A 13,386-nucleotide genomic window follows, 5' to 3' on the forward strand; every position below is an offset into this window, starting at 1 on the left:
CGTCGGCGAAGCGGACGGCTGCCGTACCTGTCCGACCCAGTAGGCGGGGGTGTCGATCTGCCCCGGCGCTGTCGTCACGATCGGGATCTGCGGGGTGTGGTACGTCAACGACTCGGCGACCGTGGTGAATTCGTCGAGCATGGGTTCCATCAGGTGCGAGTGGAAGGCGTGGGAGACCGCCAGCCGCTTGACCCGGACCCCCTCCCCGCGCAGCCGCTCCTCCAGGACGGCGACGGCCGCGGCGTCCCCGGAGACGGTCACCGAGGTGGGGCCGTTGACGGCGGCGAGGTCCACCCCGTCGGGAAGTACGAGGTCCTCCTCGGCCGTCTCCACGGCGAGCATCGCACCGCCCTCGGGCAGGGCGTCCATCAACCGCCCGCGCGCCGACACCAAGGTGCACGCGTCGTCCAGGGAGAGCACCCCGGCCACATGCGCGGCGGCCAGCTCACCGATCGAGTGCCCCACGAGCACGTCCGGGGTGACCCCCCAGGACTCCAGCAGGCGGAAGAGGGCCACTTCCAGGGCGAACAGGCCCGCCTGCGTGTAGACGGTCCGCCCCAGCAGACCGGCGTCGTCACCGAACACCACATCCCGCAGCGGCCGTTCCAGGTCCACGCGGGCGCAGACAGCGTCGAACGCGTCCGCGAACACCCCGTACGCCTCGTACAACTCCCGGCCCATGCCCAGCCGTTGCGAGCCCTGGCCGGAGAACAGCAGGGCCAGGCCGTCCTGCACGGCCTGGTCGCGTACCACCGCCGGGGTGTCCTCGCCCTCGGCCAGCGCCCGCAGCCCGGCGAGGAGTTCCTGGTGGCTGTCGCCGAGGATCACGGCCCGGTGCTCCAGCGCCGCACGTCCCGTCGCCAGGGAGTGGCTGACATCGGCCGGGTCCGCCTGGGCGGCCACCGGCAGCAGCCGCAGGGCCTGGCGGCGCAGCGCGTCGGCGGAGCGGCCGGACAGCGGCCATGCCGGCCGTCCGGTCCCCGGGGGTTCCGGGGCGGGTTCGGCCGTCGTCTGATCGGCGCTCGTGTCGGGGGCTTCCTCGATGATGATGTGGCTGTTGGTGCCGCTCACCCCGAACGACGACACGCCCGCCCGGCGCGGCCGGTGGCCGCGGGACCAGGGGCGGGCGTCGGTCAGCAGTTCCACGGCGCCCGCGGACCAGTCCACCTGGGTGGACGGTTCGTTCACGTGCAGGGTCCGGGGCAGGTGCTCGTGGCGCAGTGCCTGCACCATCTTGATGACGCCGGCGACGCCGGCCGCGGCCTGTGCGTGCCCGATGTTGGACTTGACCGAGCCGAGGAGCAGCGGGCGTCCTTCGGGGCGGTCCTGGCCGTAGGCGGCCAGGAGTGCCTGTGCCTCGATCGGGTCGCCGAGCCGGGTGCCGGTGCCGTGTGCCTCGACGACGTCCACGTCGGAGGCGGAGAGGCGGGCGTCGGCGAGTGCCTGGAGGATGACGCGTTGCTGGGAGGGGCCGTTGGGGGCGGTGAGGCCGTTGGAGGCGCCGTCCTGGTTGACGGCGCTGCCGCGGATGACGGCCAGGACCTCGTGGCCGTTGCGGACGGCGTCGGAGAGCCGCTCGACCAGGAGGATGCCGACGCCTTCGGACCAGCCGGTGCCGTCGGCGTCGGCGGAGAAGGACTTGCAGCGGCCGTCGGCGGCCAGTCCGCGCTGTCGGGTGAACTCGGTGAAGACGCCGGGGGTGGCCATGACGGTGACGCCGCCGGCGAGGGCGAGTGTGCTCTCGCCGCTGCGCAGGGACCGGCAGGCCAGGTGGAGGGCGACCAGCGACGACGAGCACGCGGTGTCCAGGGTCACCGCGGGCCCTTCGAGGCCGAGGGTGTAGGCGACCCGGCCGGAGATCACGGCGGTCGCGCCACCGGTGAGCTGGTGGCCCACGGAGCTCGGTTCGTTGGCCAGGAGCCGCAGGTAGCCCTGGTCGTTGCCGCCCGCGAACACCCCGGTGCGGGTGCCGCGGACCGACTCGGGGTCGATGCCGGCGTGCTCGAACGCCTCCCAGGCCGCCCGCAGCAGCAGCCGCTGCTGGGGGTCCATGGCCAGTGCCTCGCGCGGTGAGATGCCGAAGAAGGCGGCGTCGAACGTGGTCGCGTCGTGGACGAATCCGCCCTGGCGGGCGGAGCTGTGGCCCTCGCGGTCCGGGTCGCCGTCGAAGAGGCGGGCCAGGTCCCAGCCCCGGTTCTCGGGGAAGGAGGAGATGGCGTCCTGTCCGCCGGCCACCAGCCGCCACAGGTCGTCGGGCGTATGGACGTCGCCCGGGTAGCGGCAGCTCATGCCGATGATCGCGATCGGCTCCTGGTCGGCGGCCTCCCGGTCGCGGAGCTTCTGCTTGGTCCGGTGCAGATCGATCGTGACCAGCTTGAGGTAGTCGCGGAGCGTCTCGTCCTCTGCCATCTGCCAGTGCCTCCCAGGCTCCCGCTCGGCCACGGTCCACCCGGAGCCGCCATGCCGCGGGTGCCGTCTCCAGCACATCCGCGCATCCGCGTCCGCACGCTATGGACGCCTAGCGAAGGCGGACAACCCCTATGGGGTGGGGCTGCCCCTTATCTCGCGTCGTCGCGCCGGGCGCGGGCCGTGTCACGGCCGTGGCCGGTGCTTCAGCGCAGGTCGACGGGGAACTGGAGCATTCCGCGGACGATGAAGGACCCGCGTCTGCGTACCGGTCCGGCCCGGCGGATGCCGGGCAGCCGGGTGGCGAGGGCGGCCAGCGCGGTCTCCGCCTCCATGCGGGCCAGGGCAGCGCCGAGACAGAAGTGGATGCCGGCCGAGAAGGCCAGGCTCTCCGGTCCCGGGTCCCGTGTGATGTCGAACGTCGCGGGGTCGGGGTAGACCTCGGGGTCGCGGTTGGCGCCGCCCGCGCAGATCGCCACCTCCTCGCCCGCGGCGATCGACCGGCCCTCCAGCTCGATGTCGGTGTGCGCGATGCGGCGGTACTGCTGCACGGAGGGGTCGTAGCGCAGGGTCTCGCGGGCGACGGCGGCCGCCAGCGAGGGGTCGGCGACCAGCATCTCCCACTGCTCGGGGTGGTCGAGGAGGGCCAGCAGTCCGTTGCCGATGAGGTTGACGGTGGTCTCGGTGCCGGCGAGCGGCAGGAACATGCACAGCGGGACCATCTCGTCCATGGTCATCCGGCCGTCCTCGACCGCCGGGAGCAGGTCGCTGATCAGGTCCTCGCGCGGGTCGGCCCGCCGCTCGGCGATGATCTCCTGGAACATCGCGGTCATCTCCGCCATGGCCGCCACCACGCCCCGGGCGGCCGGGGCGGTGGCCACGCCGTCCAGGAGGTAGGCCATGCGGCGGCTGAGCCGGAAGAACAGGGTCCGGTGGTGGGGCGGGATGCCGACCAGGTCGCCGATCACCCGCAGCGGGAGCTGCTGGGCGAAGGCCCGCATGAAGTTGACCTGCCCGCGCCCCGCCAGCATCTCGTCGATCAGCTCGTGGGTGAACCGTTCGACGTACGGCTGCCAGTGGGCGAGGCGGCGCGGGTTGAGCGAGGGGGTGGCGAGCTTCCGCAGCCGGGTGTGGTCGGGCGGGTCCAGTCCGAGCATCGAGTTGTCGAACGGCATGAACTCGGGGGGCTTCTCGCCCTGCGGTGTGCGGACGCCGAAGCGCCGGTCCCTGAGGATCTGGTTCGCGACGCGGTGGCTGGTGGTCGTCCAGACGCCGACCGCGCTGCGGTGGAGCGTGCCCCGCTCGCGGAGCTGCTCGTAGAACGGGTAGGGATCGTCCGGGACGAGCAGGACCGAGGCGTACGGGTCGCCGGCCGCGGCCGCGGTGCGCAGGGCTCCCTGCACCACGGTCGCCTGGTAGTGCGCTCTGCGCTCCGCCTCGTGTTCCGTCATGCCGTCGCCTCCTTTCACCGCACCCCGGGGCGAGGGCGTCCTCACCGGCCGTCACCCTACGAGAGGACGCCCCCCTAGCCTCAACCCCTAACCGGGGCGGCAACTGTGGTGCGGCGGGGGTGGGTTGAGGGTGGGGGGAGGGCCGGCGGGGCGGTGTGCGCCGGCCGGGTGCGTGTCCTTCCTCCGGCTCGCCGGTCTCCGCCCGCCGCCGGGGGGTGGCGGGCGCCGGCGCGCGTGTGGCCGCGTCCGGGGCGGGGCGCGGGGGCCGGGGCGGGGGGCGGCGACTTTAGGGGTTCTCGGCGTCTCGGCGGCCCCCATAGCCTGGGGGCAGGCATCGGCCCGCGACGTGAACAGGGGCGGCACGGCCGTTCCGGCAGCCGGTGCCTGTGTCTGTGTGTCCGTGTGGGCCAGGGGCCGCGACCGGTCCGGCAGCCCGGCTGCGCGGGCCTTCTCGCCCCGCAGGCACGGCACCCCACCGACGTAGAGGGATGGACGGCATGAGCGTTCTCTACGACCCGAACGATCCCGCCCTTGCCGCCGACAGGTTCGCCTACTACAAGCGGCTGCGCGAGGCCGATCCGGTGCACGAGATCTCGCCGGGCTACTGGCTGCTGACCCGGTACGACGATGTCGAGGCGCTGTTGCGCTCACCGCTCTCCTCGAGCGCGTTCCCCAAGGATCCGGGCTGGGCGATGAGCCGGGGCGGGCCGACGTGTCCGGCCATGCGCAGTGTCAGCAAGTGGCTGCTGCTGCAGGACGGGGCCGAGCACCGGCGGCTGCGCAAGCTGATCGCGCGGGTGTTCACGCCGCGCTACATCGACCGTCTGCGGCCGCGGATCGGGGAGATCGTCGACGGTCTGCTCGACGCCATGGGTGAGGGCGAGGTCGACCTGATCCGGGACCTGGCGCTGCCGATGCCGGTGGCGGTGGTCGGGGAGCTGCTGGGGATTCCCGTCGAGGACCGTGCGCGGTGCCGTGACTGGACCGACAAGGTGGGGTACATCCTGGACCCCGATGTGACGCCCCGCAGGCGTATCGCGATGAACAAGGCGGAGCCGGAGTTCCGTGCGTACCTGCTGGGCCTGATGGCCTCCCGGCGCGACGCCGATCCGGACACCGATCTGCTGTCGGTGCTGATGACGGCGGAGGACAACGAGCAGCTCACCGAGGAGGAGGTCGTCGCCAACATCCTGCTGATCTTCAACGCGGGTCATGAAACGACGGTCAACCTGATCGGCAACGGCATGCTGGCGCTGCTGCGGCAGCCCGAGGCGCTGGAAGCGCTGCGGGCGGACCCGGCGGGGCTGATGGGGACGGCCGTGGACGAGCTGTCCCGGTTCGATCCGCCGGTGACCCTCTCCAGCCGGATCGCGACCGCGGAGATGGAGTTCGGGGGCAAGGTCATCCCGCCGGGTTCGCATGTGGTCGGGTTCCTGGACGCCGCCGGGCGGGACCCGGAGCGCTATCCGGACCCCGACCGTCTGGATCTGGCCCGCACCGAGCCGAAGACGCTGGCGTTCAGTGCCGGCCCGCACTTCTGCCTGGGCGCGGTGCTGGGGCGTCTGGAGGCGGCCACCGTGTTCTCGAAGCTGCTGGAGCGGTATTCGAAGATCGAGCTGCTGCGCGAGGACCTGCCGATCAACAAGCACTTCAACCTGCACGGGCTGCTGGAGCTCCCGCTGCGGCTCACCCGCTGACCCCCCGGGCAGCGCCCCGTGCGCCCGCCTCCCGCCGGACGGGAGGCGGGCGCACGGGGCTGCCGGGTCCCCGCCGCCGGGGCGGGGTCCGGGTCAGACGGTGCGCAGCACCTCGCGCAGGGCCGAGATGACCTTGTCCTGCTGTTCCTCGGTGAGCGAGGGGTACATCGGCAGGGAGAAGATCTCCTGCGCCAGCGCCTCGGTGACCGGCAGTGCGCCGGCGGGCTGTTCGAGGTGGGCGAACCCGTCCATGGTGTGCACCGGGTGGCGGTAGCTCACGCCGAGGTGGATGCCGTGGGGGTGCAGGGCTTCGATGATCGCGTCGCGGCGGGGGTGGCGTGCCACGTAGAGGTAGTAGACGTGGTCGTTGCCGGGGGTCACCGCGGGCAGGACGAGGTCGGTGTCGGCCAGCGCGCGGGTGTAGCGGTCCGCGATACGGCGGCGGGCCTCGGTGTACCCGTCCAGGCGCCGCAGTTTGCGGCGCAGGATCTCGGCGTGGACCTCGTCGAGGCGGGAGTTGTGTCCCGGTGCCCGGACGACGCGGCGTTCCTCGTCCATGCCGTAGTAGCGGAGCCTGCGCAGTTCGGCGTCGGTGCCGGCGTCGTCGGTGATGACCGCTCCGGCGTCGCCGTAGGCGCCGAGGACTTTCGTCGGGTAGAAGGAGAACGCCGCCGCCCGGCCGGTGGTGCCGGCGGGGCGGCCGTTCTGCCGGGCGCCGTGCGCCTGGGCGCAGTCCTCCAGGATCACCAGGTCGTGCCGGGTGGCGAGTTCCTCCAGCGGGGGGAGGTCGGCGCACTGGCCGTAGAGGTGGACGGGCAGCAGGCAGCGGGTGCGGGGGGTGATCGCGGCTTCCACCCGGGTGGTGTCCATCAGGTAGTCGCTCTCGCGCACATCGACGAAGACGGGGGTGGCTCCGACCTGGTCGATGGCGATGACGGTGGGGGCGGCGGTGTTGGAGACCGTGATCACCTCGTCGCCCGGTCCCACGCCCAGGGCGCGCAGGGCGAGGACGAGGGCGTTGGTGCCGTTGTCGACGCCGACGGCGTGCGCCAGCCCGTGGTGGGCGGCGAACTCCTCCTCGAAGCGGCCGACGGAGGGTCCGAGTATCAGCTGTCCGGAGCGGAACACCTGGTCGACAGCGTCGAGGATGTCCTCACGCTCCGCCTCGTACTCGGCGAGGTAGTCCCATACGCGCGTGGTCATGACCGTCTCTCTTCCTTCCGGGTCGGCCCGGGCGTCCGCCGCCTCAGGTTGGTGGGGGTGCCGTCCCCGGCCGGGCGTCCGCCGGGGCTGAGGGTGTGCCGCGCGCTGGCGGGGACCGCCGCCGGGGAGGGGTGCGTCGCGGGGGGCGCTCGCGGGTCCCTGTCCGGGCGGGGCGGGGCTGCCGGTGATCCGGCCCCGCTCCGCGCCGGCCGTGGGGGCGGTGCGCGGAGCGGGGCCGGCGAAAGGGGGGTGGGCGGCGGAGCGGCCGGTCACCGCCGCCGCGGATGTGGGAGCGGCAGGCACCCGGCCCCCTGCTCCTGCCGCCGCACGGGGTGGTGGCGGGCGGCGGGACCGGGGCGCATCCGGCTGCGGGCGCGGCCGGCCGGCGACCGGTCAGCCGGCGGCCTGGCCGGGTGTGTGGCGGGCGGTGAGCTCCTCCAGGACCGGGACGACCTCGTTGGGTGAGGGCGCGGCGAGGACGTCCTTGCGCAGTGCGGCGGCTCCCTCGCGGAACGCGGGATCCTCCAGCAGCCGCACCAGGGATTCACGGACCCGCTCGGGGGTGAGCTGGTCCACCGGCAGCGAGAGGCCCGCGCCGGACTGCTCCAGGAGGTCGCCGCGGACCAGGGTGTCCCAGAGGCCCGGCAGGATCATCTGGGGGACGCCGTAGTAGGCGGCGGTGGACTGCACGCCCGCGCCGCCGATGTGGATGACGGCCGAGCAGGTGGGCAGCAGGGCCTGCAATGGGGACGAAGTCCAGGACGGTGGCGTTGTCCGGCGCCAGGTCCACCGACTCCCCCGGTCCCGGCCGCAGGGTGGCGATCAGCTCGATGTCCAGCCCGGCGAACGCCTGCAGGGAGCTGATGCCGAACATGTCGAACCCGAAGTAGCTGCGGACCGAGATGCCGGCGGTCACCGCGACGCGGGGCTTGACGGGGGCGGCGGCCAGCCACGGATCGAGCTCGGCCCGCCCGTTGTAGGGCACGTACCGCACGGGGACCACGGTCAGGCCGTTGTCGATCCGGTGGCTGGGCGGGTTGGGGTCGATGGTCCACTGCCCGTTGGCCACGCTCTCGTCGTACGTGGCGCCGTGCCGGGCCAGGGACTCGGTGAGCCAGTCGCGCAGCGGGTCGACCCGCTGGTCCTCGGGCCGCTCGGCGAGCCGGGCCAGGAGGTCGTCGCGGGAGCGGGTGACGACGTCCGCCCCCCACAGCATGCGGGCGTGTGCGGTGCCGGTGGCCCGGGCGGCGACGGCGCCGGCCCAGGTGAACTGCTCCCACACGATCAGATCCGGCTTCCAGGAGCGGCAGTAGCCGACCAGGGCGTCGAGGAACTCGTCGTTGTTGACGGTGCGGAAGTAGCGGGTGGTGGTCTCGTCGAAGAACCGCAGGAGTTCGTCGTGCCCCAGGTCCGCGGAGTGGGTGACGGCCTCGGCGACCCGCGCCGGCCACCCTTCGTCCTCGTTGGCCTCCATGACCTGCTTCCACCGGTGGTCCGAGCCCAGCGGAACCGCTGTGAGCCCGGCCTCGGTGACGGCCTGCGCCATGTCCGGCTGGGTGGCGACCCGGACCTCGTGGCCCGCCGTCCGCAGTGCCCAGGCCAGCGGCACCATGCTGAAAAAGTGCGTCTTCTCCGCATGCGCGACGAAGAGTATGCGCATTGTCGTCCTCCAGGCCTGGCCGCCGACACCAACAGTTCGGGCTCGTTCCTTATGCTCGGTTCACGCTGAGAACCTAGGGACTGCGGTGAACGGGGAACAACCCCTACCTCCCCCACACCTGGCCGCGCCCGCTCCCCGTGCCCCGCCGCTGACACCACTCCCCCGTCTTCCGCCGTTACCGCGATTTCCGTGGTTTCCCCGCTTTCCGGGTTTCCGGGGTCGGTACGGCTTGTGTCGTGTTCGCGGGAGACGGGGGGGTGCCGCGCAACTCCGGTGTTCCGGCCCGTCGTTCACCCCGGCCTTCCGCGAGGGGGTGCCCGGCATGGCCGGACATGGCCGTCCACCGGCCGGTTCCCCCGGTCCCGGCCGGGCGTAGGGGCCGCGCGGAGCAACATAGGGGTGATCACGGGAGGGACGGAGCGGCGGCCGGGGCGTGCTTCTGGCATTCTTTTGCCGCAGGACGCCGCCGCACCGGCGTCCCGGCTGTTCTTCGCGTGGGCCCGTGCGACGGGAACTCCACGCACGCGATCCCTCCACTCGTGCGCGCTGACGTCGACGTGCGCGGGCCACCGGAGAATCCCGGCGAGAGCGATGTGTCGCGTTCGCCGCCGGCGGGCCCCTCCACCCTCCTTCTCCGCGCGACCGTGTCCGATCCCGGCGGCTCGGGAACCCCGAGCGGCTCCGGCACGTCCTGCGGCCCTCGGCACCAGGACCACAAGGAGATCCGGCCCATGGCCACTGTTCTCGACGGCGTCCGCTCGGGCGACGGGACACCGACCCTGCCCGAACTGCTGCGCCTGCGCGGTGAGCGGCAGCCCGGCGACACCGCCTACGTCTTCCTGCACAACGGTGAGGACCCCCGCGAGTCCCTCACCTACGGGGAGCTCGCCGAAGCGGTGGACGTCCGGGCCCGCCGGTTCGCCGCCCGGGGTCTGGGCGGGAACAGCGTGGTGCTCATGTATCCGTCCGGGCTGGAGTTCATCGCCGCGCTCCTGGGGTGCATGGCGTCCAGGGCGGCCGCGGCGCCCGTCCAGGTGCCGCACCGCCTCACCGACGTGGAGCGTGTCCGCCGCATCGCCAAGGACGCCGGCGCCACGACGCTGCTCACCGAAACCTCCGTCAGACGCGAGCTGGAGGACCGGTTCGGGGACCTGGAGGAGCTCCTGGGCCTCACGGTCCTCGACACGGCCGGGCCCGCCCCGGCGGGCGTGGACGTGCTCCGGCCGACCGATCCGGGCCTGGACGACGTGGCCCTGCTCCAGTACACGTCGGGCTCCACCGGCGACCCCAAGGGCGTCGTCGTCACCCACGCCAACTTCCTCGCCAACGTCGCCGAGACGGACGCCCTGTGGCCCTGTGCCGGTGGCACCGTGGTCAGCTGGCTTCCCCTCTTCCACGACATGGGCATGCTGTTCGGCATCGTCATGCCGCTGTGGGCCGGCATCCCTTCGTACCTGATGGCGCCCGCCGCGTTCATCCGCCGCCCCGCCCGGTGGCTGGAGGCGATCGCCCGGTTCCGCGGCACCCACTCCGCGGCGCCCAGCTTCGCCTACGAACTGTGCGCGCGGACGGCGGAACAGGGGAAGGCCGGCGCGGTCGGTGACCTCTCCTCGTGGCGTGTGGCGGCCAACGGCGCCGAACCCGTGCGCTGGCAGGCGATCAGGGACTTCACCGAGATGTTCGTCCCGCACGGTTTCCGGCCCGAGGCCATGTGCCCGGGCTACGGACTCGCCGAGAACACCCTCAAGGTCACCGGCGGCGGCCTGGACCGCGCGCCGACGGCCGTGTGGCTGTCCGCGGCGGCGCTGCGGGAGGGCCGCGCGGAGCTCGTCGACGCCCGGACGCCCGGTGCCGTCCCGGTCACCAGCAGCGGCCGCGCCGTCGCGGGCACCGAGGTGCGGATCGTCGATCCCGGAACGTCCCGCGCCTGCCCGCCGGACGTCATCGGCGAGATCTGGGTCGACGGGCCGTGCGTGGCCGCGGGGTACAAGGGGCGCCCGGAGGCCAGTGCGGAGACGTTCCACGCGCGGATGAGGGACGCCGAGGGCCGCCCCGTGGACGGGCGGGAGTACCTGCGCACCGGCGACCTGGGCTTCCTGCACGCCGGGGAACTCCACGTCGCCGGCCGCTTCAAGGACCTGATCATCCACCAGGGCCGCAACTACTACCCCCAGGACATCGAGCTGTCCGCGGAGAAGTCCGCCGAGGGCCTGCACCCCAACTGTGCCGCCGCGTTCGCCGTCGAACGCGGCGGGAAGGAACACCTGGTGGTCGTCGTCGAGGCCGACGGCCGCACCGTACGCGCCCACGGCACGGAGAGCCTGCGTGAACGGATCGTCCGCGCCGTCCACGACCACCACCGCCTGACGGCCGACACCGTCCTCCTCGTCCGCAGGGGCACGGTGCCGAAGACCTCCAGCGGCAAGGTGCAGCGCCGCGCCTGCCGCACGCTCTACGAGCAGGGCGGCCTGGCCGACCTCACCGCTCCGCCGCCGGGCCGGTGACGGGCGGTCCGCGCACACCGGCGGGGCCCGGCGCCTCCGGCGGCGCCCGCGCGGGGCGGCGGGGAGACGTCCGGGCGCGACCGCCGGACCCGGCCCACGCCCCGGGGCCGGGAGGCCCCCGGGGGGTCAGGCGGTCCGGTGGGCGGGGGCGGCCGGCGGGGCGGAGGGGGTCACAGCGGAATGTTTCCGTGCTTGCGTGCCGGGCGCGTCTGCCGCTTGTTCCGCAGGCTCGCCAGCGCCTTGGCGACCTCGGTCCGGGTGCGGGAGGGCTGGATGACCATGTCGACGTATCCGCGTGCGGCGGCTTCGTAGGGGTTGGCGAACCTGCGGCGGTAGTCGTCGATGAGGCTGTCCTTGAGTGCCGCGCGTTCCTCGGGCGGGGCGGCGGCCAGCTCACGGCGGTGCAGGAGTGGCACGGCGCTTCCGGCGCCCATCACGGCGATCTCGGCGGTGGGCCAGGCCATCACGCGGTCGGCGCCGATCTGCCGGGACCCCATCACCGCGTATCCGCCGCCGTAGGCCTTGCGGAGGATGACGGTGACCTTGGGGACGGTGGCCTCGGCGTAGGCGTAGAAGAGTTTGATGCCGCGCCGGATGATGCCCTGGTGCTCCTGTCCGACGCCGGGCAGGTAGCCGGGAACGTCCATGAAGGTGAGGACGGGGATGTTGAAGGCATCGCAGAAGCGGATGAAGCGGGCGGCCTTCTCGGAGGCGTCGATGTCGAGCACGCCGGCGAGGTGGTTGGGCTGGTTGGCGACGACGGCCACCGAGTGCCCCTCGACCCGGCCGAGCGCGCAGATGATGTTGCGGGCGAAGTCCGGGTGGATCTCGAGGTAGTCGCCGTCGTCGAGGACCGCGGCGACGACGTCGGCCATGTCGTACACCTGCTGCTCGCTGTCGGGGATGACGGTGTCGAGCGCCAGGTCGTCGTCGGTGAGGGTGGAGGCGCAGTCGTGGTCGTAGACCGGGGGGGTGTCCAGGTTGTTGGACGGCAGGTAGCCCAGGAGGGTCTGCACCCAGGAGACGGCGTCCTGCTCGTCGTCGCCGATGTAGTGCGCGTTGCCGGTGATCTCGGCGTGGACGGCGGGCCCGCCGAGCTGCTCGGCGGTCACCTGTTCGCCCATGACGGCGGAGACGACCTCGGGGCCGGTGACGAACATGTAGGAGATGTCCTTGACCATGACCGTGAAATCGGTGACGGCGGGCGAGTAGACCGAACCGCCCGCGCAGGGGCCCATGATGAGGGAGATCTGCGGGATCACACCGGAGGAATGGACGTTGCGGACGCCCAGTTCGGTGTAGTAGGCGATGGACGTCACGCCTTCCTGGATGCGGGCGCCGCCGGAGTCGTTGATGCCGATGACGGGGCAGCCGATGCTCATGGCGAAGTCGTAGATCTTGACGACCTTGCCGCCGAAGGCCTCTCCCATGCTGCCGCCGAGGGTGGTGAAGTCGTGGGAGAAGACGCACACCTGGCGTCCGCCGACGGTGCCGTGGCCGGTCACCACCCCGTCGCCGTAGGGACGCGGGATGCCCGCGTCGACGGTCCGGTGGCGCACGAACTCGTCGAGTTCGACGAACGAGCCGGGGTCGAGCAGCAGGTCGATGCGCTCGCGGGCGGTGAGTTTCCCTTTGAGGTGCTGGCGGTCCGCGGCCTTCTTCTCGGCGAGGACGACGGCCTCCTCGTGCCGGGCCGACAGGTCCGCGATGCGGTCCGCCGTGGAGGCGGGCAGCTCCTCGACCGGTGAGACGGGCTCCTGGAGAGACATACCAGCCCTACCTTCCAAACACGACGACGCTGCCTGCGATCCTCCAGGAAGCGGGTCACCGGCATCACCCCTAATCGCCCGCCCACGCCCCTAGACCTGCCCGCACGGACACGCCCGCGCCCGCACCCGCCCGTACGGGACCCGCCGCCCGGCCGAGCCCCGCCACCGCCGCCCGCACCGCGCCCGCCATGTCCGCCGGGGCCCCGGCGCCCGGTGCGGCCGATGCCCGGTGCGAACCGGCCGGCCGGAGCGGAAAGCCGATGTCACGCGATCCGCCACGACGTCGGCAAATCGACCAAAGGCCCCGAGAGTATCGCCGGACGTAATACAACTCAAAACGTGCAAAAATTAAATTTCAACTGCCCCGACATGGAAATGCAGCTCGCCGGCCGCAACACGTCCACCAGGGGTTCCCCGGTGTGCTCCATCATCGCGTCGGCAACCTGCCACGGCGTCAGGAAGGTTGCTATGCACGATCCCGTTGTGGCGTGGCTGGTTTTTGTGAAAGATTCTCAAACACTTGCCCTCGTCGAGGACAAGTGCGGTTCGAAACAGTTCGGAGGGACCACCGCTCATATGGCCCGGGGGGTACCTCTGCACACGCTCGGACAGGTGTGAACGGGGGCGGTGCGGAAGCTGTGCCGGCCAGTGCCTGGCGATCCCTGTTCGGAACTGCTAACGGGGAGGCAGACGCCA

General features: G+C 72.4%; 8 protein-coding genes and 1 pseudogene. 3 read left to right on the forward strand and 6 right to left on the reverse strand.

Annotated elements, in window-relative coordinates:
- Both QFZ71_RS30170 and QFZ71_RS30175 read right to left on the reverse strand, forming a co-directional pair.
- Nucleotides 1–2,409: type I polyketide synthase (locus QFZ71_RS30170; protein WP_307671675.1), on the reverse strand; the 2,409-nt coding region annotated here is incomplete at its 3' end.
- 203 nt (nucleotides 2,410–2,612) lie between these two features.
- Complete coding sequence (locus QFZ71_RS30175) at nucleotides 2,613–3,857, reverse strand: cytochrome P450 (RefSeq protein WP_307671676.1); 1,245 nt, start codon at nucleotides 3,855–3,857, stop codon at nucleotides 2,613–2,615.
- 497 nt (nucleotides 3,858–4,354) lie between these two features.
- Between QFZ71_RS30175 and QFZ71_RS30180 the strand changes: the two genes are divergently transcribed.
- A complete protein-coding gene (locus tag QFZ71_RS30180; protein WP_307671677.1) occupies nucleotides 4,355–5,554 on the forward strand; it encodes a cytochrome P450 in 1,200 nt (399 codons plus the stop codon).
- 93 nt (nucleotides 5,555–5,647) lie between these two features.
- Here QFZ71_RS30180 and QFZ71_RS30185 read toward each other — a convergent pair whose 3' ends face one another.
- From QFZ71_RS30185 to QFZ71_RS30195, 3 genes and pseudogenes are all read right to left on the reverse strand, one after another.
- Nucleotides 5,648–6,757, reverse strand: a complete 1,110-nt coding sequence (locus QFZ71_RS30185; RefSeq protein WP_307671678.1) for a DegT/DnrJ/EryC1/StrS aminotransferase family protein — start codon at nucleotides 6,755–6,757, stop codon at nucleotides 5,648–5,650.
- Between the two features lie 393 nt (nucleotides 6,758–7,150).
- Nucleotides 7,151–7,447, reverse strand: a complete 297-nt coding sequence (locus tag QFZ71_RS30565; protein ID WP_373465226.1) for a glycosyltransferase — start codon at nucleotides 7,445–7,447, stop codon at nucleotides 7,151–7,153.
- A gap of 226 nt (nucleotides 7,448–7,673) precedes the next feature.
- Nucleotides 7,674–8,417: pseudogene (locus QFZ71_RS30195) on the reverse strand (activator-dependent family glycosyltransferase); the annotation flags it as partial.
- A gap of 731 nt (nucleotides 8,418–9,148) precedes the next feature.
- Here QFZ71_RS30195 and QFZ71_RS30200 point away from each other — a divergent pair.
- Nucleotides 9,149–10,921 carry a fatty acyl-AMP ligase gene (locus tag QFZ71_RS30200; RefSeq protein WP_307671681.1) on the forward strand — a complete coding sequence of 591 codons (1,773 nt, stop codon included), beginning with the start codon at nucleotides 9,149–9,151 and terminating at the stop codon, nucleotides 10,919–10,921.
- Nucleotides 10,922–11,091: 170 nt separating this feature from the next.
- On the opposite strand, the gene QFZ71_RS30205 is transcribed toward QFZ71_RS30200, so the two are convergent.
- Complete coding sequence (locus QFZ71_RS30205) at nucleotides 11,092–12,690, reverse strand: acyl-CoA carboxylase subunit beta (RefSeq protein ID WP_307671682.1); 1,599 nt, start codon at nucleotides 12,688–12,690, stop codon at nucleotides 11,092–11,094.
- Between the two features lie 222 nt (nucleotides 12,691–12,912).
- Here QFZ71_RS30205 and QFZ71_RS30210 point away from each other — a divergent pair, with 222 nt between their 5' ends.
- The gene (locus tag QFZ71_RS30210) at nucleotides 12,913–13,308 is read left to right on the forward strand and encodes a hypothetical protein (RefSeq protein WP_307671683.1); all 396 of its coding nucleotides are present in this window, start codon (nucleotides 12,913–12,915) and stop codon (nucleotides 13,306–13,308) included.
- Nucleotides 13,309–13,386: the final 78 nt, after the last annotated feature.

It is taken from the genome of Streptomyces sp. V2I9 (assembly GCF_030817475.1).
In the GTDB taxonomy this organism is placed as follows: domain Bacteria; phylum Actinomycetota; class Actinomycetes; order Streptomycetales; family Streptomycetaceae; genus Streptomyces.